The organism is Legionella steigerwaltii (assembly GCF_001468065.1).
Taxonomy (GTDB): Bacteria; Pseudomonadota; Gammaproteobacteria; order Legionellales; family Legionellaceae; genus Legionella; species Legionella steigerwaltii.
On the sequence record NZ_LNYZ01000038.1, the window covers coordinates 438 to 25,590 of the forward strand.

Consider the following 25,153-nt stretch of genomic DNA (forward strand, 5'->3'; position numbering starts at 1 on the left):
TTTTCTAAATGACACCAAGGCTTACCGTTTTGCCTTAACTGACTATTTAATATACAGAGTTATCATAAACGTGTTTTAATAGCGCTTAATAAAGCGACTTTATTTATGTAACCAAAACCATTGGTTGTAGTGAAAACGACGCTTAAAACTAAAATATGGAAGTTGATTTTTTTACTTAAACGCATAAAAATTGCCCTTCGGTGATATTTTGCTAAACAGCGCTCCCTTAAACAGAAATCATTCAATCAAAGTCACTTAATAATTGCTTTTTATTTCTTTCTCTTTTCTAACATCGGCTTCATCCTATTTTTTATTTTTAGATAAATCTTCTAATAAAATTTTTCCCTTTTTGGATAAACGATATTTTTGCAATCTACTTTTAGGCTTTTCTGGGATAGTACGCTCGATTAACTCATCCCAGAGCAATTGATCAAGATAATTACGTTGAAAAGTTTCTCGATGCCTAATACCTGCTACCTCTTGTAGCTCTATACTTTTCAGCTCACCTTTTAGCTCACATGCTCTTAGTACCCGCTCAACCCATGGATCGACTTGTCCGGTAACTTGTCCGGTAACTTGTCCGGTAACTTGTCCGGTAACTTGTCCGGTCATCGATGATGATTTACGCCAAATGGTTGTCTTGAATCCATCGGAGATAGAAAATTCAGGCTCTGGCAGTCCAACCTCACGGCAACGACGAATCATATCGCCTGTACCAGTTCCCATACGCTCGATATATTTCGTTAAATACAATGGCTCAGCAAGCAAGGGATTTCTTGGAACAGAACCATGTGGATGACGTAATTTCTCTAAGGTCAATGATGGAGGGAGTCCTCCTGGATTCCAAATTTCCAATCGATCTGCAAACAGCATTACCTGTACACTTCCATTACTATCATAGTCTCGATGAGCAACCGCATTCACAATCGCTTCTGCGACAACTTCCTGGGGAATTTCATAGGCAACAGGCACTTCCGCCCCGCTCTCTCTGGTTCCCACCCAAAGATTAATTTTGGACATTACGAAATCAATCGCCTGATCGACCAGTGAAAATAACGTGCCTTTATATACTTGATATGAAGGAATGGGTTTGGCTACTTCTGTCCCGTGAAAATGAGCACATTTTACCTCGGATGACATAACAAACCGTTGTGGTTGCTTTCCAAAGAGTAACATTGCGGCATGTGTAGGCTTATCCTCATCTAGCAAATTCAAATGGGACAGTAATTCAAAAGAGGTCGCATCGATAGGCAGTGGAAATCCACGTCCTCGTTTTGCTCGACGTAAAAAAGCCGTCATCCCCTCTTCATCTAAATCTAATAATGTTGCCCCTCGACAAGGAGCGGCATCAAAAGGGCTATTTCTGATTAATTTTCGTTCTTCTAAATCATGTATTAAAGCCGCATAAACATTGGAAATAAGCTCGGAAATAGATTGATAACGCCTTCTGATTAATTCAGTTCCAACACGAGTAATAAGATTTTTCATTTTAGGGTGACGTTTACTTTCTTCATTTCCCTTTATAAAAATTAATCGGGTCTTACGTTCCTCGGAAGCTAGATTGTATTCTTCCTCAGTAGGGGAAACACCTTTTGCATTCTCAAAGCCATAATCATAGCCAAAAAGACCAATATAGATATCACAAGCACTTACTTGTTCTAGATAAACTTGATCTGCCCTCCTATCATGAGCTGGCAATTCTTCGAATAAAAATGGATCAAAAAAACGACGCATTAAGGGATCATTTTTCAACCAATGGCATATCTCTAGACGATCTTCTTTAAATTCTTGTTGTACGCTACTGATAAAAATACGCAATGGTCTCATCATAAATCCAAAATCCAAAAATTAAACACGCTCTTCTTTCTCATTAACAGGCTTAATTACGTTATAACCCACGATTATCACACAACGTTATCAACAGATTTTGTGGATAACTATCCTCTTTCGCTCATTAGTTTGATCAACCAATCAACCTCACTAGCAGAATTCACCTCGATAATCACTTTTCCCTTACCTTCAGCATTTACTTTTACAGAAACATTTGTTGTAAATTGTTGAGATAGATAGGTACTCCACTCCTCACACTTGTCATGACGTGTAGCTGAAGAAAAAGTCTTGTCATGTTCCTTATCTCCTGATGACTTCAATCGGTTTGCTAATGCCTCCGTATCACGCACATTGAGCTGTTTCTCAATGACGGCGCATGCAACTTGAAATTGATGTTCTGGCGAAAGTTTCAAAATTGATCGGGCATGTCCCATATCAATCTTACCCTCGTTTAGCATCTCTATTACTCTAGAGTCCAAAGATAGTAAGCGAAGCGTATTAGTAACTGAAACTCTGGAACGACCTATCATTTGTGCTATGTCTTCATGAGTCATATGGAACTCTTCGCGAAAACGGTTTAATGCTAGCGCTTCTTCAATTGGGTTGAGATTTTCGCGTTGAATATTTTCAATCAGTGAAAATGCGAGAGCAATATTATCATCAACATTTCTAATAATAACAGGCACATAAGTTAAACCTGCTTTTTTTGCCGCTCGCCAGCGTCTTTCGCCAGCAATAATCTCATAACGTTCTTCTGCAATCTTTCTAACAATAAGTGGCTGGATAATCCCTTGAACTTTGATGGAGCTTGCGAGCTCATCTAAAACAGATTCATCAAATTGTCTTCTAGGCTGATATTTTCCAGAATTTAATAACTCAACAGCTAAATGAGTTATCGATTCAAAGGGTTTGGATTCTCCATCCTGGAATGAATTGTCTAAGGCTCGAAGCAACTTCAATCCCTTCAATTCTAAATTTGACACGAGTGTCTCTCCTCAGTTTATCCCTGCAAACGTCCCACCATACCTGTAAACGTCGCACCATTAGTTATTTTTCTTATTTTTACTTCCTGAAAACGTCCCACCCTATCCCGTAAACGCCGCATCCATTCCTGTAAACGTCCCGGGTAATTCCCGTAAATGTCCCGCAGACTATCCTACAACCCTTAAGAACATTGATGCATTAAACTTCTAAACAACAAATAAAAAGATCTTAAAAAAAATTAAAACACGTTGTGTTTCTATAGTAAATAGAAAAATTCATAAAAACCTTGTTTTTTCATAAAAATATGGATAAATTAGTAAAACAGTGAAATTTTGTTTATTAAACAAAAGGAAATTATGCTAAATCCTCAAATTATTACTTATGGCACAGATAATCCAGAACAACTGATGGATAAATTTTATCAAGCCGGGAATGATATGTTATTGGCACTCAGGAACTACGTCATTAATCCTGAAAAAAGAAAAAAACCAAGAACATGGGGCGCTATTGAAGCAGCAAAAATGGTTAAAGTTTCAGATCCCACCTTTCGAAAGCTATTGGAGTCACATGATGATATTCCAGGAATAGTAATGGAAAAACAGGAAAATGGGAGAAACGTAAAAAAGTACACTTTAGCCGCTATAAATTGTCTAAGAGATAAAGCCGGGACTCGCTATATACGACCAAAAGGTTCCAAATGTTTAACAATTGCCGTTTCTAATTTAAAGGGCGGTGTTGGAAAAACAGAAACGACTGTCGATTTAGGTAAAAAAATTGCTATTGAAGGATTAAAAGTTTTACTACTAGATTTTGATGCACAAGGAACTGCAACCTTAATTAGCTCCGGATTGATACCTGATTTAGAGTTAAAATATGAAGACACCATCACAAATGTGCTTATTTCTAACCCAAGCAACATTAAGGAGGTTATTTTAAAAACACATTTCGATGGTTTAGATATTATCCCTGCGAACTTGGCGATACAAGATTGTGATCTAATTTTACCCAATGAAACAGCAAATAATCAAGACCGACTAGGATCTCCAGTTATTAGATTAGCTGAATCTTTGAAAATTATTAAAAATCAATATGATGTTATCTTAATTGACTGCGGCCCAAATCTTGGACTACTTACTTTAAACGCAATTATTGCTTGTGATGGAATTATTATTCCTATTCCTCCATCTATGAATGATTATTCCAGTTTCATCATGTATACCGCTACATTAAGAAACATGTTTAAAGAGCTACCTTCTAAAAAATTAGAATATCTTCGAATTTTGATTTCAAAACATACTGGCAGTAATGAGGCCTTACAAATGGAAAACATGATGCGCGAACAATTTGGACGATATATCTTGACAAATCATATGTGTGAAACTGTAGAAGTTCCTAAGGCAGCTAACGAAATTGGGACTATTTATGACATTTCTAAACCTCGAGGAAGTCGAGAAGCTTACAGACGCGCTTTGCAACATCTGGATGATGTTAATTTAGAAATTATTAATAACTTTAAAGATATTTGGGACAAACAAGCAACTTCTTCGATTATAGGTGGTGATAACAATGGATAACAGTAAAAAAAATGTCCACAACTCTGGTCCATTAGGCATGTTACTGCGAAACGGGCAAATTAATAAACTGGAAACTTCTAACGAGGTTTCTTCTAATCAAACATCATCCAAAACATCCTCCTATTTTAAAACACAATCTGGAATTGAGTTTTCAGAGCAAGAGCTGATTTATATTGATCCTGCTGAATGTGAACCATGGTGCTATGCTAACCGTCATGAAAATGAAATGGGGGATATTCAAGGGCTTGTTGATTCAATTAAAGCAAATAAACAATTGCAACCGGCTTTAGTTAGGCTTCACCCTACCCCACATGGAAAAATTAAATACGAGGTAATTTTCGGTAGAAGACGACACATTGCTTGCTTACAGCTTGGAATTCCTTTTTTAGTCATAAAAAAAGACATTCCTAATATTCAAGATGCTGTAGCATCCCAAGATGCAGAGAATAAATTACGAAATGATGTTAGCAACTATTCTAATGCCTTGTTATATAAACGCTTATTAGTAGATGGTGTATTTAAAACTGAAAAAGAGCTCGCAGACAAATTAAATATCTCTACATCAACTTTTAATGATTTAATGGCTTACTCAAAGATTCCTGATGAAATAATAGGTAAAATTCCTAATATTCATATTTTATCAAAACAGTTGGCCGTTTCTATTGTTCAAATATTAAATAAATCAAAAAATAACTATAAAACAATGTTATCTATTGCCCATCAGATAGGGAAAACAATAAATTCTAATGCCAAGCTTGAGCGTATATTTGAATCAAATAGCACGAAATCGCAATCGTCATTACACACAAGAAATTCCACTGATGCTAAATTTTATGTATCTCAAAAAGGTAAGAAGTTATTTACTTTTAAACGTGATTCACGAGGATTACCTTCGATTGTTCTTAATAAAGAAATCTCCGAATTAATAGATTTAGAATCTATGTGTTCTCATATGTTTGAATATCTAGAAAAAGAAATGGAATCCGGATATCCGGATTGATATTTAATCCGGATATCCGGATTCTATCGTTAGGGAGAACTGTGTGAAAAACGCAGCAATGAATAATAAAAGTCTCGAGCTAAAGAAACATGTTAACGCGATACATTGTTCTAATAATCTATCATTAGTTCAGCGTAAGCTGTTTAATGCGTTGCTCTTTAATGCTTATCCAGATCTTCCCTACAAACAACAATTTGAAATCAAAGGAAAAGATTTATATCAACTAATTGGTTACAACAGCAAAGACACTGCTAAGCTGAAGGAAGCTTTAATCGGACTAATAACGATAGCTATTGAGTGGAATGTTATTGATTGCTCAACAGGACAAGAAAAAAAATGGAAGGCTAGTTCCATATTGGCATCTGCCGAACTTTCAAACGGAGTTTGTATTTATGAATACAGCCAGGTAATGAAAGATCTTATGTATCAACCTGAAATTTATGGTCAAATCAATATTGATCTCGTTTCAAAGTTTAAATCGGGTTATGGTTTGGCGTTATACGAGAATTGTATCCGATACAAAGGCCTTATGCAGACACCATGGTTTCCCATAGAGATTTTTAGAAAGTTGATGGGCGTGTTTGATGGAAAGTATCAAGTATTTAAAGATTTTAAGAAAAGAGTACTTGATGTTGGGGTGAATGAAGTAAATACAGTATCACCCATTCGTATTGTTCCTGAATTAGAACGAGTTAATCAGAAGGTCACTAAAATTCGATTCAAGCTAGAAAAAAATATTGATGAATCTCCAATTCAGATAAATAACTTATCAATTGATGAGGAATTAAAACAAATATTGATTAGTACATTTGGATTTTCAGCACAAATGATTGATGAGACATATACAAAATATGGTAGGGAATATATTCGAGAGAAAGTAGAAATCATTACACAATCAGAGAATTTTGTTACAGGAAAAATTAGAGGCTTAGCTGGGTATTTGATTGAAGCATTAAAAAAAGATTATAAGCTAAGCAGATCAAGCAAAGCTGTAATTAATGAGCGTCGCAAGATCTCAGAAGCTAAAGAAAAAGAAAAAAAAGAAAAATTGGAAGAACAATCAGAGCGCTACAAACAGTATGTAAACAAAAAGATAAACACATACCTAGAGAAATTAACAGAGCATCAAAAAAGCGCTTTAAATAATGATTTTGATAAATTCATGAAGGAACAAAGTAGTATTCTAAAAAATTGGTATAAAAAGCATGGCCTAGATCACCCTGCAACCAAAGCCTCGTTTCATAGTTTCATTAAAGAAAATAGACATAGTGAAATAGGTACTATCATATCAATGGAAGATTATATTGAGTTAGTTCAATAGCAATTAATAATAGCTATAAACTTAAGGATGGGACATTTGCGGGGATGTATTGTTTTATTGATGGATGGGACGTTTACGGGTAATGAGATAATTAGTAATGAAAACAATTTGTGTATATCTTGGTGCTAGTTCTGGAAATAATCTGGCATTCAAAGAAGCTGTTATTAAGCTTGCTCATGAAATAGTTGCTTATGGACTTACACTAGTTTATGGTGGGTCACGTCTTGGCATGATGGGTTTATTAGCAAGAACTGTAAAAGAATTGGGCGGTAAAGCGATCGGGGTTACAACTACACATCTTTTAGACAAAGAAAAACCGTTAGACATTCTAGATGAACTTCATATAGTCTCCTCCATGCAAGAAAGAAAAAAAATGCTTCAATATCTGGCTGACGCATTTATCGTTATGCCTGGTGGTTTAGGAACACTAGAGGAAGCGGTTGAAACATGGAATGCAATAAAAATTGGAGAGCTAGACAAAAAGATAGGGTTTCTAAACGTTGATGATTACTTTATAAAACTATTTAGTTTTATCGAGCATTGTAATAAAAATGGATTTATAACAGCTGAGCAAACAGCTATTCCCTCCGTGCAAGTTGAGCCTAAAAAATTGTTGAGTGATTTAGTCCTAGCAAAATCTGAAGAATTGTTTGTGTGATGTAACAGTAGAAGTTTTTAATAAGGAAATGGAATGCATGCTGTAAAGAGTGAGCGAAAAGGGGTAGTTTATCTACATTGGCTAAATGCAATAACTACATTCAGTTTTGCTATTTTATTTTCATCATTATCCCTTTATTTAACAAAGAACATTGGCTTAACTCAAATGCAATCCAATGGAATCGTAGGATTTTTTCTGGCATCAAATTTTATTTTACATTTTGTAGCGGGGTACATTGGGGATAGGTTTTTAAGTTATCGATTGCTATTTGCCATTTCAACGCTCATACAAACTGTAGGGTTAATAGTACTTAATTTTTCTGATGCTTTTGTGTATCTAGGGTTAAGCTTGTTTCTTATAGGGTGTGGATTAGGATCTACATGTATTAACTGCCTTATTACCCAACAATTTACAAGTATCGAAAATGAATTAAGAGAAAAAGCATTTTTTCATAATTACAGTGCTATGAATATAGGATTCCTCTCTGGTTATGTTATGAGCGGATTTATTGATATTCACGATAGATACGATCGTTTATTTGAAGTAAGTAATTTGATTAATCTAATTACGGTGTTTTTCATTATTAAATCGTGGAAATATTTCGCAAAAAATAAAATAAATACCAGGGAGGAGATAAAGAGGGGTCGACTAGGACTGATATTAATCATATTTATTATACCTATTCTTCTAGCAGGGTTTTATTATTCTTGGTTAGCAAATGGCCTCATACTCTTTATTGGTTCTGCGGCTCTATTCTATATAACCTTACTTGGACGTAGTTTAAGTACACAAAATGCACGAAAAAAAATTTATTCTTTTGTATTTTTAACGGTAAGTTCAATTGTATTTTGGATGCTTTATTTTGTAGGACCTATGGGTGTGACTCAATTCTTGAAGTATAACGTGAGTATTTACATAGGTTCTTATTATATTCCTCCACAATGGTTAATGAATTTAAACTCAATTTTTGTAATTATAGGCTCACCTATAGCAATCACTCTATTTGATAAACTAAGAAAGAAACAAATCACCATTTCGATATCAAAACAATTTATGTGTTCCTTAGTGTTTATTGCATTGTCGTTTTTGGCATTGACTGTTGGCATAATGAATTGTGGTACCGAGGGATTAACTAGCATGATTTGGATTATTGCGCATTATCTTCTTCAAGCGATAGGGGAGTTGCTTATTGCTCCTGTTGGTTATGCGATGATAGGAAGTCTTGCACCAGAAAAACTGCAAGGACTTATGATGGGGATATGGATGATGGCTTCAGGAATAGCAGCCACATTATCCAACTATTTTTCTAATTTAATGACTCAATCTGAATCATTAAATCCGCTTATTAGCAATGAACATTATATGAGCGCATTTACCCAGCTAGGTCTATATGCCATCTTTGGTGCACTCATTCTCTGGTTATGTTCTAAAACGATTGAGAATAGTATACAAAAAACCTCGGTCGAAGCGATCGAAGGGGTAGCATGATCTATTGTAACGATAATTCTGCCTGTAATTTGGATAACTTTGTTTCTTCTTGAGCTAATATTTTTAGAAAATTGTCCAATACATTAGGGTTTTTTATTGTTTTGATATCTTTTTTAATGCCATTTATAAGACTTTGTTGAATTTGAAGTGACTTTTGTAATTCCATGTTAGTACATGGGGGATGAGCCAATTCATAAACATTGGATAAACGTTTATTTGTAGCAAGCTCATCTAATCCAGAATAAGTACATTCCTCCTTCTTCAATTGCAGTCGAACAGCATTTTCCTGCTCGCACTCTTCTTTGTAGCGTTTCCCTTCCGGAGAATATTGATTAAATCCTTTCGGTGTTCTCCAGCGATTAGTGCGCAGAAGTTGAGAAATGATATTAATTTTGTGCCGAAAAGTCCCAATATTTTGGAATTGCTCTTGGTTACTTAGTGAAAATACAACCTCATCCAGGATTTTTTGTGGTGAGGATAGCTTTACTCCATGTTGTTTTTGAACATTCAGCAACATCCCTTTAGCAATATTGAGCTCGTTAAGTGGTAATTTAGTACTTGAATGAGAAAGAGTAATATTATTAATTACTCTATTTTTTTCTTTATTAATGGTATCTGTTGAAACAAGATAATCCATTCTCTTGTTTATATCTAATTCAGGAGTTGGGATTTTTTCTTTTATCTCCAGAGTATTTTCTGGCTCTTGGTTGATCAATTGTAATTTATTTTGAAGCATTTCTGTAATGGCAATAAAGGAACGAGGTACACCATAAAATTTAAATCGCTTTCGGATAATAAAGCCATTTTCTTCTAAGTTCTTTAGATAGATATATATTCTGCTTTCACTAAAGCCAAGTTCTGCAGCAAGATCAGGAATTTTTTTGGTAAACCATAATCTATTTTCGCGTTTTAAAAGAGTGCCTTGATGGTGGAAGATTATTTTATCTAAAAGGAGCGCTTCTTTTGGACATTTAGTTAGTGAAAGAATCTTGTTAAAGCCCAAATAATAAATCGAATTATTCATAATACATCCATGTGAAAAAAATTACTTAATTAACCCCGATGTGGTCAGCATATAAATTAACTGAGGCGTGGTTTTACAGTTAAAACTTGTTTTTAGATCACTTAGTCGATAAAGAATGTACCTTTTTGACTTCTTTGTGTCTTCCGCTATGTCATTCACATGGCAGCCGTTGACTATCATTTTTATGATTTGATTATCTACCTGGTCGATTGTCATTTAAAACTCCGTTTTTATTTAAAACGCATTCCATGTGACATAATTTATAGCTTGAAATGCATTTATGCAATAAAAATATCAATTTTCACCAATAAATTTTATTACATGAAATGCAGTTTCATTGAATGTAGTTATGTTCTCTTGTATGATGCTGTTAATTAATAGGACTTTTATATTGATATCATATGAGTGAACTATCTTGGGATAAGGTAAAAACGGACATAGCTCTGGTTAACAAACGTCTCTATGAAGTATTGGAAACGATAGATGGCATTCAAAATATGCTTTTTACTGTACTTGAATATCAGTATGGGCAGATCATAGCAGATGAAAATCACTTTTATTTACCAAATACTGGTGGCAAACTTTCTTCAGTTCCGTTTTCAATGGTGTTAGAAAAAAATCTTGAAATGTTTATTGAATTTAAAGGGAAGTCGAGTACACATCAGGTTTATAGAGAGGGAGATTTTTTAAGCGTTAGTTCACTTTATAATACTTCAAATACTCATCATCCAACAGATATATTGCAAATATCGTCGGGTGCAAGGAATACATTCTTACTCTGTCCGGTGGCAGATGCAAGGCCTCATGCTAGTTTAGAAAAATATTTTAAGGCAGATATTCCTGTTCCAGATGATCTTGGAAATCATTATTTAACCTTCAAAAGCTTGTGCGATGCAGCCAATTGTAGTTGGCGTTCAAAGTTATTGGTATTTCCCTCTGAAATTGTAACTTTAATAAAAGAGAATAAATTACCTACTCTTTTGAGTTTGGTGATGGAGTTTGATTCTAATCAGACAGGATATTACGCAAATCTGCCCTTTTATAATTATCTAATGGCCTATATTCGAGCAAATAGTCCTGAAATATCTCAAAATGAATTCACTAATAATGCGATTAGCCAATTAATTACTATAGGGACAGGACAAGTTCCTGGCTACGGATTAGCTGTTGGTGATGATTTATTACCTTTAGATTTTATTGTTGAGGTATATCGCGATATATATAAATCCAAATACACTCCCTTTGTTATGGAGCCAGTGCATTTTGATAAAAATAAAAACAATCCTGTTTTTTATTCAATACTCAAAGAAGAGATGGCTTTTAAACCAACATCATTTTCAAATAAACCACAACGATGTGAATTAATATACGATACTTATTTGCAATATGCGGATCATATAAAGAAGTTAGGTCATTTCAAGAGTACCCCTTTTTATGAAAGTGCTACTAATCTGGATTTAACACTTTTTCATGAAAAAAATAATCAAGTGACTAATAATCTATTTAAATTGCCTAGAGAAACAATTTTTTCTTATGATTCTCGGTTTTTAGAAGTAACAGATAAACTTGGTTATTCAGTAGATCAGTTCCCTTCTAAAACAACATTTTTAGTAGGATGCTTTGGTATTAAATACAATGAAAATAAAGACGCTGTTATGCATTGATCCTCTCCAGGATTATGAGCTAATTGATTGTGATCTACTTGTTCAGTTAGGAATTTCCCCCATTTTTTTGATTAAAGATAAATCTAAGTTTGTTAAGGACAGAGAAAATATATTAGTAAGCTCATTTTCATTTGAAGATCTGCTCGCTATTTGTGATTCGATTCGCCCTGATTATATAGTCTGTTTTTCGGAAGATATGTTTGTTGATGTAGCAAGGGTCAGGGAAAAACTAAATATCGCAGGCATGGGTTTGAATACATCGATGCTATTAAGTCATAAAGATCTTATGTATCAAAAATTGGATGGTTTATTTTTATATCCTAAAACAACAACATTGATTGAATCTTCAAACCTAAAATCAATCAAAGAAAGGATAGGTGATCAAGAGATATTTATTAAACCTATTAATTCATCTGGCTCGTATGAGACATATCATATTAAAACCGAGAAGGATTTTTGTGATTTTTTGGCCAATAAAAAAGAGAGTGAGGAAAAGTATATCGTGCAAGCTTATGTTGCAGATGATTTATACCATTCAGAATTGGCAGTATTTGATGGGAATATATTATTTGTAGAAGCCAGAAAATATACGCATCCAAATCATTTAATGGTCAGTAAAAATTTGCCTATATTTAGTCTGAATATTTTAGATGAGCATCAGCGACAATTAATTTTGGATGCTTCAGTTAAGGTTTGCCAGTTATTAGAATTCAATAACGGGGTGCTTCACACCGAGTTTTTCATGAGTGAGGATGGTTGTATTCAGTTTATTGAAACTAATGCTAGACCTCCAGGTATTGGTCTAAATAAGTTATACCAAAAGAAATACTCCTTGAGTCTTGAAACAATTTTATGTTGTATTGTTTGTGAGGTTGAGCCCCCTCGCTTGGTAAAGAATAAAAGCCATTACATTTGTGGTTATTTTCCTAGAAAGAACGGTGTTATAAAAAAAATTCACAAGCCAGAACTCCATGTACAAAACGAGTGGACACTTTTTGTTAGGCCTGATGATACCAGTGAGCAAATGGCGCATATGTCTAAGTCAGCGATGGTGATTTGTTGGGATGACTCTATTATGGAAATCAACCAAACAGGTAGCTTTCTTGCAGAGCAAGATATTGTAGAAATATATTAATTCTAAAAATCGATTATAGCCTCATTTTGGCTGCTGATGAGTTTTTAGTAAGGTCTTTAAACAGTTGTTCGTTCATATTTTCGTCACAATTGTTAAAAATATAAGTAAATTATATATGTCGTTTATACAAAAATCTACAGGTTATAAGAATGCATGAATATCAATTAATAGAGTTTAATTCAGATAGAAAACAAACCCAATTGGTTTCCAGTAATTCAAATTTGCAACAAGTATTAGCAGAGTTTTATAAAGAAAACTTTGAAAAGATGTTTGACGACTGTGGTTGTTCAAAGGGATACATTTCCGTATTTGTTAACTCAGAACAGATATCATCCATTAAAGACATTATTCTTAACCCAAATGATGAAGTGTGTATTGTGACTTCTATTTCAGGAGGGTAAGAGAGTGGATAGATACAAACGTCAAATTTCTGTTATTGGAGAGCAAGGTCAAAAAATAATAAATAACGCAACAATTATGATCGTTGGACTCGGCGGGATAGGCAGTCCAGTAGCTCAATATCTTGCCGCAGCTGGTGTTGGAAAGTTAATTCTTGTCGACGATGATAAAGTAGACCTTTCTAATTTGCATAGGCAGATCTTATTTAATGAATGCGATATAGGGTTCTATAAGGCAGAAAAGGCGAGGAATGTTTTAAGTAAAATTAATAAAAATATTGTTATAGAGGCTCACACTAAAAGGTTTGATGTGGATTTAGGATATTCCTTAGTATCTGATATCGACTTGATTATTGACGGAACAGATAATTTTGAAACAAGATACCTTATTAACGATATTTGTGTTTTAAAGAATAAAGTATTTATCAGCTGTAGTATTTTGGTCAATATCATTCAGCTTGCTTTATTTGATACAAAGAATCTTTGTTATCGTTGTCTATACCCCAATCCACCACCTATAGGTGTAATACCTAATTGTTCGGAGGCGGGTGTTTTAGGCACTGTGACAGGAATGGCAGGAACCATGGCTGCTAATCTGGCATTAAATTATTTACTCAAGATAGAGAATGAGAAAGTACCACAGATACGAATAATAGATGCAAAAAACTTCAATATTTCTTCCATGCCTATAAAACAAAATAATAACTGTTTTGCATGTAAACAAAGAAAAATCAGCTTAAGTTATTTGCAGAATCAAAGTGCTGATTATGGGATTTCCCTGGGGCAACTTGATAGAACCAAGCATTTTCTAGTTGATATAAGGCAAAAAGAAGAACGAGAGATTACTAAGTTAGAAGATGATCTATTTTTTCCTGTTAAAGAGAATACTGATTATTCATTTTTCTTATCCTATAAAGATAAGAAGTTGGTATTTTATTGTGCATCAGGATATCGAAGTAAATTGTTTGTATCAGAACTGAGAAACTTAGGTGTTGATGCCTATTATCTTAATGAAAGGCTTTCTAAATGATTTTTGAGCATCAAGAAACGTCTTTAAGAGCTCGTAATTACTGCGAAACACTAGGTGTATTGACTTCTTTAAAGAAACTGGCAGGAATTACACGCTTAGCCGATTTAACCCATTTAGATTACACCGCTCTACCTGTCTATACTGCAATAAGACCTAGAGCAAAATCGTTAACCACGAGTCAGGGAAAAGGATTAACAAAAGAGGCGGCTCAGTGCTCGGCATTGATGGAGTCCATTGAAGTATATTTTGCCGAAGAATTAATACCACAAGTGACTAATAAGTCAGAGCTTGAGCTAGCTCAAGACAAAGCTATTTTTATACCACTAAACGATCTTTCAAAGTCTGTACACTTTAGTGATTCTTCACAGCCAATGAATTGGGTACAAGCTGAATTAATATTTGCAGAAAAATCCATTCTCGTGCCTTTTGCTGAGTTCTCACTGAATTCTTATTTGTCAGAAGTATTGATTTACTCTCCTGATACAACTGGACTTGCTGGGGGAAATAACTATAAAGAGGCCCTTTTACACGGAACTCTAGAGGTAATAGAACGACAAAATGCTCTAAAGATATCTGAGACTGCTTTTGTTAATGGCGAAATGGTCAAAAATATTACAAAAAAATTTGATTTCCATATTTACTTTCATGAAAATATTTATGAAATTCCTTCGTTTGAGGTATGGATTAAATCAAAAAATCCTTTTGAAAATCAAATTCTATTTAAGGGTGGTGGATGTCATCTCGATAAACAAATAGCTTTAAATCGTGCTCTGACAGAGGCTATTCAATCGCGAGTAACTACAATAGCAGGTTCCCGTGATGACTTGATTCATACAAAGTATGATTTTAAAACTAGTGAGTTTCCTGTCGTCAAAGATAAAAAGGATTTTTCTGAGTTGCCTAATTATTCGGTAAAGACAATAGAGGATGCACTTTCGGCTCTGTTTGAAAAGATTAAAGGAAACAATCAAGATATTTTAGTTTATAAATACTATGACAAAGAAATATGCATTTTAAAAGTAAAACTAATTTCTATGGATTTGATAAGTCATGTATGAAACAGTAGTTTTCTTAGAAACTTCGTTAACCCACCAAGAAGCGATGCATCTACTTCCCCATGCGGCGTATTTACCTTCAATCAAAAAGGGAGATGTACTTAAAGCAATAAAATCAGGGTATAAACGGATAGTTATCATCGATGGAAATTTTTCCTGGGTTCCTTCTGTGTGGCATAAAGAAATATTAACAGCATTAGACTACGGTATTGAGGTTTGGGGTGCAGCTTCAATGGGGGCTTTGAGAGCAGCCGAGCTGGATTCTTTTGGCATGCGGGGACATGGGCGTATATATGAGATGTATAAGAATGAAGAAGTAGATGGTGACGATGAAGTGGCAATTGCTTATTCTAAATTCAATAACGTGCAAACTATTCCTTTAATCAATATCCGACTAACTCTTGAACGACTAAATAGTATTAATAACGGAACTGTTTTAAATTCAATACGCTCCATTTTTTATGCTGAAAGAACGTGGGAGAAAATTTCTCAACACGTGTCAGAAGACCATTATCATTTGATTAAAGCAAATTATATAGACGCAAAAAAAGAGGATGCAAAGTCCTTATTGCTTTCTTTAAACCAAAAACACATTCTTTCTACGGTTTCTGATTTAAATAGAAAAAAAAGAGAGTTTACTCTTTTTGAAAAAAAATTAATTGAGTGTACTTTGTCTCCTGTTTGGTTGCGTGCCCCGGTGCATGAGCAGACAGAATGTTCAGTGTCTCTAAAGAGGGTGGAAAATATTCTTAAATTACTATCAATTCCTGAAACAAAAAAGAATAGGCTCCATTATCAATACTTGCTGTCTCTTCTTGATCAACAAACGTACACAATTACAGAATACGAGCTTATATATCAAGTCGAACAATTTAGAGAGGAGCATAATTTGTTAAAAGGAGAGGATTTTTTTAACTGGTTCAAGGACATGGGATTGCATGAGTCTAACCTGGAACAACTCTTTACCGATTATGTAAAGTTGATGAAATATTTGATAATTACCTACGATTTCAATAGTTATTTTAATTAGTCTATTCATTCTAAGAAAAAATTGTTACTTTTTTCTTATCCTTGCACCTAGGTGAATGCACCTTCACTTAAATGATGGTTCAATAACCTTATCGCTCATCAAAATAATCCATTATGAATGTAGAACAAGAAGTATTTGATATTTTAGAGAGTTGTATTTCCTGCTTGCAACAGGCGGCCCTAAACATAGGTGGCTTTGATTTTGATAAGAATGCACAAGCAGCAATATATGCTTATTCATTATTAAGAAGACAGCAGTTGTTTTTAATGTATCCGATTGAGAATGAAACAGTGCATTAACTGATAAAAATAAGCCAATAGAAGAGGGGTACTTTATGAACGCAATTAAAACACTCATGCTATCGATGACCTTCATGGTCGTAAGTGGAATTATTTATGCAGAGCCCACAACACTGCCTGAAAATAACGTTAAGCTCAATCAGATACTTGCAGTTGATGCAGCAATGAATAAGGAACATGATGTCGAATATTTTAAACACGTTCTGACTGGTGGAGGACTTTATGCACTTGTTTTAGCCCTGAATACCGAGGTTCCTGACGTAGCCAAATCAGTTGAGTATGTGGCTTTGTTCAAAAAACTGGATTTAGCAAATCACCTACTGACGCAAATTTTAGTTGAACTTAAAAAGAACAACCACCTACTAAGTCAAAGCATGCTCGATAAAGGAGTAACCATGAATGGATAAACTCTCTTTATAAAACCACAAAAACACGATTCATTAAATAAAAAGAACAAAAAATGAGCACAAATTGGGGCTCAGGGGATTTTTTTAACCAAAAAAGGAGAATGTGATGAACTATAGAACAGCAATGAACGATTTGAGCATTAAAGGATATCTGTATGCCAGGCAACTGCTCCCTTTTTTAATGATTGGTTTGGCACTGTTGTGTTTGATGCCTGATACTTGTTTTGCTGCTGAGAATCGGCTTTCTGGATTAAAAGAGGAAGTAAAGGCAACCTTCGGAGCGGATTCAGATCTCCCTTATTTTCTTTTGTTAGCAGAAGGGCTTGCAGGGGCTTATGCCTACATCAAAACCAAAAATATCGCAGTCCTTGCGGGTGTTCCGGTATTGATGGTGTTTACTCACTGGGCATTGAAATAATGGCTCGCAATTACCAAACCTTTATGCTCTCTGATGAGCCCAAAATTGCGGGTATTCCTGTTACCACAGGCCTGCCCATTTTTTTACTCACGGGAATTGGGCTTTTAACAGGACTTGCCTATCAGCTTTTTATGATAGGCGCAGCCCTAAGCGTTGCGATGCATGTCAAGTATGGCGGACTGCCTCTGCGGAGTCTGTTTGCCATCGTGTACTGGTCGCTGCCTCACCGGTTAACGTCCCTTTTATTTCGAGCTTTGCCCGATTCTGCCAACCGAATTTATATCAGGTGATTTAATGGATACTTCTTTTCGTGATAATGCGATTGCAAAAAACAGACTGTTATTCAAGCTGACGCTGATTTGGGCGCTATCGAGTACGTTTGCAGTTATTGTTCTTTGTGCCTTAAATTTTTATACCTTACTGCATAAGCAGGTTCACTGGCTTCCAGTGTGTACTGGTTCTGAGTTTAGCATTGGCGATAAAGGCTATTCACCCGAATACCTGAAAGAAATGACGCAGAAAGCAGCTGACTTACGCCTGACCTACAACCCTGAGACCATTGATGCACGCTACACCATGCTGTCTCATCTGATTCCAGCGAAATACCAGGAATCGTTTTCTAAACTATTGGATGCCGAGCGAAAAACAGTACATGACAAAAACGTAAGCTCCGTATTTTACGCTGAAAAAGTATCGGTGGATGTCACTAAAAACCAAGGCCAAATCGAAGGGCAGTTGTATCGCACAAGCCATGGACTTCAATTAAAGCCACAACACAAAATGTATCGAGTTCAGTTTTCACATCAATCAGGCCTTTTAAATCTTGTGTCCATTCAGGAGATACACCATGACTAACTCAATTTATGATAAAGCTAAAAAAACCATTTTTCTTATAAGTTGTTTGTGCTCAGGAATTGTTGGTGCAAGCACAGCTCCTTCGATCATCGCTTTTGAAGAAGGAGAGCAGTTTAATCTGACCTTATCGAGTATTAACTTTAATCGTGTGTTTGTTGAAGGGGAATCGATCACTAAATTAAGTTACCCAGAGCATGCTATTACAGTAGATAAAAGTGAGATGGATAATCCAGAAAGCACGGATTCTTCGGTGTATATAAAGCCCAATTTTCAAGTTCCCATTACCCTGTTCCTAACTACAGATAAAGGACATCACGTATCACTTACCTTGACACCTGATGAATCGGTTGGAAAAACCTTAAGACTTGTGCCTCGCGCTCAAACAAAATTGCAATTTGTGAAACTGGATACCCCTGATGCCAGCGAAGTAGATGAGGCAATCGCTGCCATGAAAGCAGGGGAGACTCCCAAAGAATTTAATGAGAAACGGGTTATTCCAAGTCCTTTTTACATTAAAAAAAACATTAGGGTAACTCTTGAAAAGCAATATCAGGGTAAGCGTTTCACGGGCTATGTCTATCGGTTAGAAAATACATCAAATCATGAACTAGCGCTTACAACAGCCTTATTTGCCCATAAGGATGCAGAGTCCCTGTCATTAAGTGATGAGGCACTCCCACCTAAAAAAATCGCTTATTTATACGGGTTATACAGCAATCAGGGATAAACCAGGAGCTGCTTAAAATGAGTTGGAAGGAGAGTAGGTAATGTTTAAAAAAATAAAACAATGGTTGACGCTAAAGCCTCAAAACGCCAATAAGCTCGCTAAAAAGGAACAATTGAAGCATGCAGCCATTCTATTACTGGTGGGTGGCGCATCCTATGGATTTTATTGTTACTCCTCAGCTGAGAAAAAAAAGCCAATCCACCAGGAAGAAGCTTCGTTCGAGAGTATTTTTGAAAGTACTTTTAACCAGGGCAGTGACGAAGCACTCCTTCTGCAACAGCAGCAACAAATTGATTCTTTAAAAGAGTTAGTGGCAGAACATCATAAAAAACAGCAGGAAGCAGCACCTGTGAACACAGAAAATTCGGAAACAAAAGCCTTGATGCAGGCTATGAAAGAGCAGCTTGCACACCTTGAAGAAGAAAATAAAAAAATGAACGAACAATTACAGGTTGCACTGGTTTCTAGCCGCCAGGCAAGCCTGGTCACCGTTAGGCCGCCAACTCGTGAAGAGATGGAAGCACAGCAAAAGAAAAAGCATCAGGCAGAGCGCGAACTGCTGGCAAAATCAGGACTGGAAACAGTGCAATTTAACAACCGGAAGAAAAGAAACAAGGAAGTACGAACCGCTAAAAATTACGTTTGGGCGGGAACCTTTGTTGAAGGGGTGTTGCTGACTGGGGTTTTAGGTGATGCAGGAATAAACGGCTCAAAAAATATGGGAACTGCTTTAATCCGCCTTACCAGCGGAGGAATCATGCCCAACAACCAGCATTCTCATTTGGAAGACTGTGTCGCACTGGTATCCACTTATGGTGATTTATCAGGAAGTTCCGTGGTGATGCATTTAGAAACACTGTCTTGCGCAGGAAACAACATCAATTTTGAACAAAAGGCCTACGGCTCTGTATTTGATTTGGATGCCATGCAGGATTTACGCGGAACTTCCATTTTAAAAACAAAACCTCTGTTAACCTATTCGGCAGCGGCAGGCATGCTGGCAGGATTTGGTGATGGTTTAAAGAATTTAAATACCGCTCAAACAATCAATCCAGGGGCTGGCACCATTACGACCTATGGGCAGGCATCAACCCTTGCTCAATCGGCTGCTGGTGGTGCGCTTAGTAATCCTGCCAATCGTATTTCAGATTATGTAATGCGCATTGCCGATATTTACCATCCACTGGTTGTGGCACGTGCGGGTCGTCGTGTTTCAGTTTTATTTACTAAAGGCTTTTGGATAGACAAAGAACATCAGGTGTATGAGTCAGGACGAGCCATCAATGAAGGACGTGCCCAAAACGAGTCTGGGGTTACAACCACTGTAAGCCGTGCCTATGAATTAAATACACACCCAGTGAATGGCGCTTCATTGATGCAGTTCAATAATCAAGAGCCCATGGTTCAAACCGTTAATCCTGTTGAGAATCCACTATTAAATCAACCAGGACAACCCACTACCCCATTATTTTCAACCGTACAAAATGAGGAGCCACTTCATGATTAAACCTCTATTTTTATTGAGTACCCTTTTCTTAGTGTCGCAGTTATCTGCCTGCTCCAAATCCATCCTGGACAACGAGGATGCCAGATGCCCCTTTGCTGACAGGGGTGGTTGTCAAAGCATGGAGATGGTGAATCGCATGGTACAGGAAAAACGCTACACACCCGATGGTCAATTCGTGCAGCAAGCAAAAAGCCAGGTTCTTTATTCAGGTTATAAGTAGGCGCTGACCAGTTCACAGGAGAGAAGCCATGTTTACAAACGCTATAGAATGGGTCCAAGATACTTATGAGTTGCTAAAGGAGACCTGGAATGACAAAGGGCTAACGGGCAATGATCTCGATTTTGACCTCAAGACACATCAATATCCTTCGTTTACTGAAAAAATACTGCCTTATCAATATTTTGATGAGGAATCGAAGCTATTTTTTAACGAATACAACGCAGGATTAATTTATCGCATTATTCCTTTAACAGGTGCGAATGAACACATAGCGGAACAACTGGATACGCTGCTTCAATCTAAAGTGTCGCATGAGTTCACCTTGCAGTTGATTTGCGTCAAACACAATCAAGTTGGGAATGATATTGAAGCGTTTACTTCCCAGTTTGCAAAAAGCGAATTTGAAAATTTAAGCCTGTTAGGAGATAACCTTAAGGCCTTTTATCAAAAAGCCGCCATCCATGGTTTTAAAACCAACACGATGCTTTCACCGCGATTAACGCATACAGATTGCTATATCGTTATTGATAAAATCAAAAAAGAATCCGAGAGTGATTTAAAAGCCTGTTTTGGCCAGTTTCGCGTTTCGTTTGAAGCATCCTTAAGTGCTGCAAAAATTGGATTCAAGCAAGCGGATGCAACTGATTTTTTGCATTTGCTTCACTTTTATCTGGATAATTGCCCTGATGTCATTACTCCACGCCCTGTGATTTATGATAAAACCAAATTACTCAAAGAGCAGGCACTGTCTCATGACTTTGATATTGAATTTAAAAATAATGAAGTAGTGATTAAAGGGGTTAATGAATCTGGGCGTGCTTATGAAACAGCAGTATCTGTTCTGACCATTGATCGCCTGCCTCGCCAGTATTGTTTATGGGAGAACATTAATAATACCAGCAATATTTTTCATCCTGATAAAAGAATATCCTGCAATCACATCATCTCGGTCATCTATCTGGTCGAAGAGCAAGGACGCGCTCAGGGTAGGGCGAATCGTAAAACCCGTGATTTGGATAAAAAATCTAAAAGTGATTACGCATTAAATGTGGCGGGAACGGAGGAGCAAGCACGGGTATGGCGTACCTTTCGTGATGATTTATCCTCACAAAAGACTCGCTCTGTAAAGATGCTTTATAACGTGGTTCTTTTTTCAAGACCTCATGAGAAAGAGCGTGATGTAGAAGCTGCTCGCACAGTATTTGCGTTTAATGACATTAAACTGGCATTGTGTAAACGCATGCAATGTCCCTATTTTTTAGTCTCGATGCCGTTTTTTTTCACAGGAAATCTGGTTAAGGATTTTTCTCTTCCCACAATGATGTGGCCAATTTCTTCATGGAATGCAACTCAATACATGCCCATTCTTTCTGACTGGCGCGGAGTAGGTAAGGGTATCTTGTTGCCTACCATGCGCGATCAATTTGCCTGCATCGATCCTTTCTCTGGTGTATTTGGCAGCAATTACAACATGGCTGTCACCGGAACCTCGGGCGGTGGAAAAAGCTTTTTTATTCAGATGCTGATGCTCAATATCCTGTTTAATGGCGGAGATATTTTCATTATTGATGTAGGTGGGAGCTATAGAAAACTGTGTGAGGCGCTCGGTGGGACTTATCTTGAGTACAGCAATTTGGCGATGAATCCCTTTACCCATGTAACGGACATTTTACGGGAGATTGATGACATTATTGCCTTGTTTGAATTATTAACCTGCCCAACCAGCGGTGCTACAGATGACGACCGAGGCACTTTAAGAGAAGCCATTTTAACCGCTTTTGGGACAACTCAGAATCAAACGCGCATTGATGAGGTTGCAGGAGTCTTATTGTCATTGTACGAGCACGACCGCGAAACCTATCCTACAGCGCGCATTTTGTCTAAGAACCTCCAGCGTTACTGTTCTGCCTCAGAGCATGGCAAAGCGTTTAATGAACCCTCTCAGCTATCACCTGATGCCCGTATGATTGTAGTGGACTTGAAGGAAATTGAGGACAATCAAAGTATTCGCGCCCCGGTTCTTCTGTCCGTTATTTCCCAGTTTCAAAGACGTATGTTCAACTCAGACAGAAATAAACAAAAGATGTGCATCATTGATGAAGCCTGGTCATTTTTTACAGGAGATTCAATTGCGGTGAACTTTATTACCAAAGGCTTTCGTACTGGTCGGCGACATAAAGCATCATTTGTCACGATTACTCAGGGGATTGAGGATTATTTCGAATTTTCAGAAGCGCGAGCTGCCTGGGAAAATTCCGCATTAAAGCTTGTTTTTTTACAAGAGGAATCACCGCTTTTAGAACATCAAAAAAAGCATGAGACTTTTTCAGACTACGAGATGACTATTCTCAAATCATTCCCGATAGCGAAAGAAGCGGGTTTTTCTCAAGTCTTGCTGCGTGCTAATGGTATTTCCTCCTTTCATCGCTTGTTTGTTGATCCGTTTACTCGCGTGCTTTTATCTTCCGATGGTGATGATTATCAGGCAGTCATTAATTATGTGGCACAGGGACTGTTATTTCTTGATGCCGTATCGCAAGTGGCAAAGGAGCATTATGGGAGGGCTTATGCAGCTTAACCGATTCAAAACCATGCACTGGGTCTTTGCAGGAATTGGCGGATTAATTGGAATCCTGGCGGGTATTTGGGTGATGTGGCCTAAGTCTTTACCTCTTTTGGTGGTTGACATGAATCGTGCCATTGAAGCGCCTTCGGTAATGCTTGCTCGCTCCAAACTGACTCATGAAGAACAATTAAAAATAATGGAGCGCTTTTCACGCACCCTCCCAGAAGTCATCAAGGATTATGGGGCGTCACATCAGGTAACCCTTGTGAGTGCGTCCGTATTGTCGAGTTTTAAACCGTCCCATGTGGATGTGACGGATGAGCTTATTGCCTTGACCATAACAAGGATAAAACATGAAGCGCGCTAGTAAACGATTTTTTCTCCTTATTCTATGTTTTTTCTGTCTATTAGAACCTGTGGGTCATGCAAAAAATATAGGTCATTATGGTCAGACATTCCCTGTCAATGAAGAGGATATAAGGAAAGTCATTATGAACAAACTCTATGCATTGCAGCAAAGCGGTGATTTAGAGCATGTTCAACGCGATTTAGAGCAGAAAGCCGCACGTCAAGCGATGAGGCCAAACCCTTTAGCATTGAGCACGACTCGCAAGCCTAAGACGTTTCGCATTTCACCGGCAGTGACTGTATCTCATGATGTCTGGACACCTGATGGACATTTAATTGCAAAAGCAGGAACTCGGATCAATCCATTTGAGCGTGTTCACTTCCTTAAAACCCTGATTTTTTTTAATGCAGATGATGCAGGACAGGTTGCCTGGGTTAAAAAACATTACACCGACTTTAAGCACGTTAAATTTATTTTGACCGGTGGGGATGTTCGAGTTGCTGCAGAGCTTTTTGGTCGAATTTATTTTGATGTGAACGGCATCATTTCATCCAAGCTTCACCTTCAACACGTTCCAAGCATAGTCAGCCAGGAAGGTCTTGATTGGCAGGTTAAAGAAATTGGAGTGAACGATGAATAAACGATTCTTCTATTCGATTATTGTGGGCTTATTCTTCATAGGTTCACTGCAGGCATCACAATGTAAGGGGCATTTTGTCAATCCTATAACCGACATTTGCTGGGATTGTTTGTTCCCATTAACCATTGGCTCCTCCGAAGTGGTAAAGAGCCAATATCCTGATACGAAAAACCCTGGCAACCCTATCTGCTCCTGCCCAAACAAATTACAACTTTTAGGAGTTACTATAGGTTATTGGGAACCCTTTGCGTTAGTGGATGTGACACGAAAGCCTTATTGCATGGTGAATCTTGGGGTGCAATTGCACATTAAAGATCAGGGGCTGGGTGGTTCACAAATGCCTGATACCGATGGGCGGGGCGCATTTTATTACGTGCATTGGTACAAATACCCACTGATGTATTGGCTGCAGGTACTCACTTCCATCGGCTGTATGGAGACAGAAGATTTCGATGTGATGTATTTGAGTGAACTTGATCCAACATGGAATGACTCTGAGTTTGCTTTTGTTCTTAATCCTGAGGCCACTTTATTTACCACACCGCCAGTGCGTGCGTCTTGTGCTGCAGATGCAACCAAAGCATTCGCAGGGACGGCCATGGATTCTTTATTCTGGTGCATGGGCGCTCAAGGTTCCACCTATCCTCTCAATGGTTTTGTTGCCAATCAGGCAAGTCCCATTAGTGCCGCAACACTTCTGACAGAACGCACCGACTTTAAGCTTCATCGCCTTGGAGCAATTAAAGATTCCGTTGGTAAAGATTGGCCTGCTCTTTGTAGCACCTATCGCTCTTCCATTTTACCTAAAAGCCGGTATCGCTACCAATTAGTCAATACATTGCCTGATGCAAAACGCTGCCAGCCCTTTGGCCGTTCAGTCATTACCTGGGAAGCCGGACATACCTATCCTGGGGATGGGGATAATTTTGGTTTCATGATTTGGCGCAAGAGAAATTGTTGCTTTTTATAAGGAG

General features: G+C 37.1%; 26 protein-coding genes. 23 read left to right on the forward strand and 3 right to left on the reverse strand.

Annotated elements, in window-relative coordinates:
* Positions 1–303: 303 nt before the first annotated feature.
* Together Lstg_RS14905 and Lstg_RS14910 are read right to left on the reverse strand one after the other, a co-directional pair.
* Positions 304–1,830, reverse strand: coding sequence for an ATP-binding protein (locus Lstg_RS14905; protein WP_236715306.1), 1,527 nt, complete (start codon positions 1,828–1,830; stop codon positions 304–306).
* Positions 1,831–1,937: 107 nt separating this feature from the next.
* On the reverse strand, positions 1,938–2,813 hold the full coding sequence (locus Lstg_RS14910; RefSeq protein ID WP_058393337.1) for a ParB/RepB/Spo0J family partition protein: 876 nt from the start codon (positions 2,811–2,813) through the stop codon (positions 1,938–1,940).
* Between the two features lie 357 nt (positions 2,814–3,170).
* Between Lstg_RS14910 and Lstg_RS14915 the strand changes: the two genes are divergently transcribed.
* From Lstg_RS14915 to Lstg_RS14935, 5 genes are all read left to right on the forward strand, one after another.
* Positions 3,171–4,388: an AAA family ATPase gene (locus Lstg_RS14915; RefSeq protein WP_058393338.1), complete on the forward strand. Its 1,218-nt coding sequence runs from the start codon at positions 3,171–3,173 to the stop codon at positions 4,386–4,388.
* Positions 4,381–5,388 carry a ParB/RepB/Spo0J family partition protein gene (locus Lstg_RS14920; protein ID WP_058393339.1) on the forward strand — a complete coding sequence of 336 codons (1,008 nt, stop codon included), beginning with the start codon at positions 4,381–4,383 and terminating at the stop codon, positions 5,386–5,388. Before Lstg_RS14915 ends, Lstg_RS14920 begins: the two co-directional genes overlap by 8 nt.
* A 43-nt stretch (positions 5,389–5,431) precedes the next feature.
* A complete protein-coding gene (locus tag Lstg_RS14925; RefSeq protein WP_230305100.1) occupies positions 5,432–6,709 on the forward strand; it encodes a replication initiation protein in 1,278 nt (425 codons plus the stop codon).
* A 97-nt stretch (positions 6,710–6,806) separates the two neighbouring features.
* Positions 6,807–7,367: an LOG family protein gene (locus tag Lstg_RS14930; RefSeq protein ID WP_058393340.1), complete on the forward strand. Its 561-nt coding sequence runs from the start codon at positions 6,807–6,809 to the stop codon at positions 7,365–7,367.
* 33 nt (positions 7,368–7,400) lie between these two features.
* Positions 7,401–8,855, forward strand: coding sequence for a peptide MFS transporter (locus Lstg_RS14935; RefSeq protein ID WP_058393341.1), 1,455 nt, complete (start codon positions 7,401–7,403; stop codon positions 8,853–8,855).
* A 1-nt stretch (position 8,856) separates the two neighbouring features.
* Here Lstg_RS14935 and Lstg_RS14940 read toward each other — a convergent pair whose 3' ends face one another.
* Complete coding sequence (locus Lstg_RS14940) at positions 8,857–9,879, reverse strand: hypothetical protein (protein WP_058478469.1); 1,023 nt, start codon at positions 9,877–9,879, stop codon at positions 8,857–8,859.
* A 401-nt stretch (positions 9,880–10,280) separates the two neighbouring features.
* Between Lstg_RS14940 and Lstg_RS14950 the strand changes: the two genes are divergently transcribed.
* The 18 genes from Lstg_RS14950 to traU all read left to right on the forward strand — a co-directional run bounded on the left by Lstg_RS14950 (position 10,281) and on the right by traU (position 25,149).
* A complete protein-coding gene (locus Lstg_RS14950; protein ID WP_058478470.1) occupies positions 10,281–11,543 on the forward strand; it encodes a hypothetical protein in 1,263 nt (420 codons plus the stop codon).
* A gap of 67 nt (positions 11,544–11,610) precedes the next feature.
* Positions 11,611–12,678 carry an ATP-grasp domain-containing protein gene (locus Lstg_RS14955; protein ID WP_230305101.1) on the forward strand — a complete coding sequence of 356 codons (1,068 nt, stop codon included), beginning with the start codon at positions 11,611–11,613 and terminating at the stop codon, positions 12,676–12,678.
* Between the two features lie 149 nt (positions 12,679–12,827).
* On the forward strand, positions 12,828–13,079 hold the full coding sequence (locus tag Lstg_RS14960) for a MoaD/ThiS family protein (RefSeq protein ID WP_058393346.1): 252 nt from the start codon (positions 12,828–12,830) through the stop codon (positions 13,077–13,079).
* 4 nt (positions 13,080–13,083) lie between these two features.
* Entirely contained in the window at positions 13,084–14,106 is a 1,023-nt protein-coding gene (locus Lstg_RS14965) for a HesA/MoeB/ThiF family protein (RefSeq protein WP_058393347.1), read from the forward strand.
* Positions 14,103–15,164: a YcaO-like family protein gene (locus tag Lstg_RS14970; protein WP_058393348.1), complete on the forward strand. Its 1,062-nt coding sequence runs from the start codon at positions 14,103–14,105 to the stop codon at positions 15,162–15,164. The genes Lstg_RS14965 and Lstg_RS14970 overlap by 4 nt, the downstream gene beginning before the upstream one ends.
* The gene (locus tag Lstg_RS14975; protein WP_058478471.1) at positions 15,157–16,191 is read left to right on the forward strand and encodes a TfuA-like protein; all 1,035 of its coding nucleotides are present in this window, start codon (positions 15,157–15,159) and stop codon (positions 16,189–16,191) included. The genes Lstg_RS14970 and Lstg_RS14975 overlap by 8 nt, the downstream gene beginning before the upstream one ends.
* A gap of 113 nt (positions 16,192–16,304) precedes the next feature.
* Complete coding sequence (locus Lstg_RS14980) at positions 16,305–16,490, forward strand: hypothetical protein (protein WP_058393350.1); 186 nt, start codon at positions 16,305–16,307, stop codon at positions 16,488–16,490.
* A gap of 35 nt (positions 16,491–16,525) precedes the next feature.
* Positions 16,526–16,897: a hypothetical protein gene (locus Lstg_RS14985; RefSeq protein WP_058478472.1), complete on the forward strand. Its 372-nt coding sequence runs from the start codon at positions 16,526–16,528 to the stop codon at positions 16,895–16,897.
* Between the two features lie 106 nt (positions 16,898–17,003).
* A complete protein-coding gene (locus Lstg_RS14990; protein WP_058393352.1) occupies positions 17,004–17,315 on the forward strand; it encodes a type IV conjugative transfer system pilin TraA in 312 nt (103 codons plus the stop codon).
* Entirely contained in the window at positions 17,315–17,605 is a 291-nt protein-coding gene (traL, locus tag Lstg_RS14995) for a type IV conjugative transfer system protein TraL (protein WP_042238380.1), read from the forward strand. Before Lstg_RS14990 ends, traL begins: the two co-directional genes overlap by 1 nt.
* A gap of 4 nt (positions 17,606–17,609) precedes the next feature.
* Positions 17,610–18,170: a TraE/TraK family type IV conjugative transfer system protein gene (locus Lstg_RS15000; protein ID WP_021460417.1), complete on the forward strand. Its 561-nt coding sequence runs from the start codon at positions 17,610–17,612 to the stop codon at positions 18,168–18,170.
* Positions 18,163–18,897, forward strand: coding sequence for a type-F conjugative transfer system secretin TraK (gene traK, locus Lstg_RS15005; RefSeq protein WP_058478473.1), 735 nt, complete (start codon positions 18,163–18,165; stop codon positions 18,895–18,897). Before Lstg_RS15000 ends, traK begins: the two co-directional genes overlap by 8 nt.
* Before the next feature lie 40 nt (positions 18,898–18,937).
* A complete protein-coding gene (locus Lstg_RS15010; protein WP_058478474.1) occupies positions 18,938–20,404 on the forward strand; it encodes a TraB/VirB10 family protein in 1,467 nt (488 codons plus the stop codon).
* On the forward strand, positions 20,397–20,624 hold the full coding sequence (locus Lstg_RS15015; protein ID WP_021460420.1) for a hypothetical protein: 228 nt from the start codon (positions 20,397–20,399) through the stop codon (positions 20,622–20,624). The genes Lstg_RS15010 and Lstg_RS15015 overlap by 8 nt, the downstream gene beginning before the upstream one ends.
* A gap of 28 nt (positions 20,625–20,652) precedes the next feature.
* Complete coding sequence (gene traC / locus Lstg_RS15020) at positions 20,653–23,202, forward strand: type IV secretion system protein TraC (RefSeq protein WP_058393356.1); 2,550 nt, start codon at positions 20,653–20,655, stop codon at positions 23,200–23,202.
* Positions 23,180–23,557, forward strand: coding sequence for a TrbI F-type domain-containing protein (locus Lstg_RS15025; protein ID WP_058478475.1), 378 nt, complete (start codon positions 23,180–23,182; stop codon positions 23,555–23,557). Before traC ends, Lstg_RS15025 begins: the two co-directional genes overlap by 23 nt.
* Positions 23,544–24,179, forward strand: a complete 636-nt coding sequence (gene traW / locus Lstg_RS15030; protein ID WP_058478476.1) for a type-F conjugative transfer system protein TraW — start codon at positions 23,544–23,546, stop codon at positions 24,177–24,179. Before Lstg_RS15025 ends, traW begins: the two co-directional genes overlap by 14 nt.
* Entirely contained in the window at positions 24,172–25,149 is a 978-nt protein-coding gene (gene traU / locus Lstg_RS15035; protein ID WP_058393359.1) for a conjugal transfer pilus assembly protein TraU, read from the forward strand. The genes traW and traU overlap by 8 nt, the downstream gene beginning before the upstream one ends.
* Positions 25,150–25,153 lie beyond the last annotated feature (4 nt).

Bases quoted from the DNA above. Each gene is read 5' to 3' on its own strand.
- Lstg_RS14970 (WP_058393348.1), top strand. From the start codon at position 14,103: ATGATTTTTGAGCATCAAGAAACGTCTTTAAGAGCTCGTAATTACTGC.
- Lstg_RS14905 (WP_236715306.1), bottom strand. From the start codon at position 1,830: ATGATGAGACCATTGCGTATTTTTATCAGTAGCGTACAACAAGAATTT.
- Lstg_RS15025 (WP_058478475.1), top strand. From the start codon at position 23,180: ATGGGAGGGCTTATGCAGCTTAACCGATTCAAAACCATGCACTGGGTC.
- Lstg_RS14940 (WP_058478469.1), bottom strand. From the start codon at position 9,879: ATGAATAATTCGATTTATTATTTGGGCTTTAACAAGATTCTTTCACTA.
- Lstg_RS14985 (WP_058478472.1), top strand. From the start codon at position 16,526: ATGAACGCAATTAAAACACTCATGCTATCGATGACCTTCATGGTCGTA.
- Lstg_RS15015 (WP_021460420.1), top strand. From the start codon at position 20,397: ATGATTAAACCTCTATTTTTATTGAGTACCCTTTTCTTAGTGTCGCAG.
- traC (WP_058393356.1), top strand. From the start codon at position 20,653: ATGTTTACAAACGCTATAGAATGGGTCCAAGATACTTATGAGTTGCTA.
- Lstg_RS15010 (WP_058478474.1), top strand. From the start codon at position 18,938: ATGTTTAAAAAAATAAAACAATGGTTGACGCTAAAGCCTCAAAACGCC.
- Lstg_RS14930 (WP_058393340.1), top strand. From the start codon at position 6,807: ATGAAAACAATTTGTGTATATCTTGGTGCTAGTTCTGGAAATAATCTG.
- Lstg_RS14935 (WP_058393341.1), top strand. From the start codon at position 7,401: ATGCATGCTGTAAAGAGTGAGCGAAAAGGGGTAGTTTATCTACATTGG.
- Lstg_RS15000 (WP_021460417.1), top strand. From the start codon at position 17,610: ATGGATACTTCTTTTCGTGATAATGCGATTGCAAAAAACAGACTGTTA.
- Lstg_RS14975 (WP_058478471.1), top strand. From the start codon at position 15,157: ATGTATGAAACAGTAGTTTTCTTAGAAACTTCGTTAACCCACCAAGAA.
- Lstg_RS14980 (WP_058393350.1), top strand. From the start codon at position 16,305: ATGAATGTAGAACAAGAAGTATTTGATATTTTAGAGAGTTGTATTTCC.
- traU (WP_058393359.1), top strand. From the start codon at position 24,172: ATGAATAAACGATTCTTCTATTCGATTATTGTGGGCTTATTCTTCATA.
- Lstg_RS14990 (WP_058393352.1), top strand. From the start codon at position 17,004: ATGAACTATAGAACAGCAATGAACGATTTGAGCATTAAAGGATATCTG.
- traW (WP_058478476.1), top strand. From the start codon at position 23,544: ATGAAGCGCGCTAGTAAACGATTTTTTCTCCTTATTCTATGTTTTTTC.
- Lstg_RS14915 (WP_058393338.1), top strand. From the start codon at position 3,171: ATGCTAAATCCTCAAATTATTACTTATGGCACAGATAATCCAGAACAA.
- Lstg_RS14960 (WP_058393346.1), top strand. From the start codon at position 12,828: ATGCATGAATATCAATTAATAGAGTTTAATTCAGATAGAAAACAAACC.
- Lstg_RS14920 (WP_058393339.1), top strand. From the start codon at position 4,381: ATGGATAACAGTAAAAAAAATGTCCACAACTCTGGTCCATTAGGCATG.
- traK (WP_058478473.1), top strand. From the start codon at position 18,163: ATGACTAACTCAATTTATGATAAAGCTAAAAAAACCATTTTTCTTATA.
- Lstg_RS14950 (WP_058478470.1), top strand. From the start codon at position 10,281: ATGAGTGAACTATCTTGGGATAAGGTAAAAACGGACATAGCTCTGGTT.
- traL (WP_042238380.1), top strand. From the start codon at position 17,315: ATGGCTCGCAATTACCAAACCTTTATGCTCTCTGATGAGCCCAAAATT.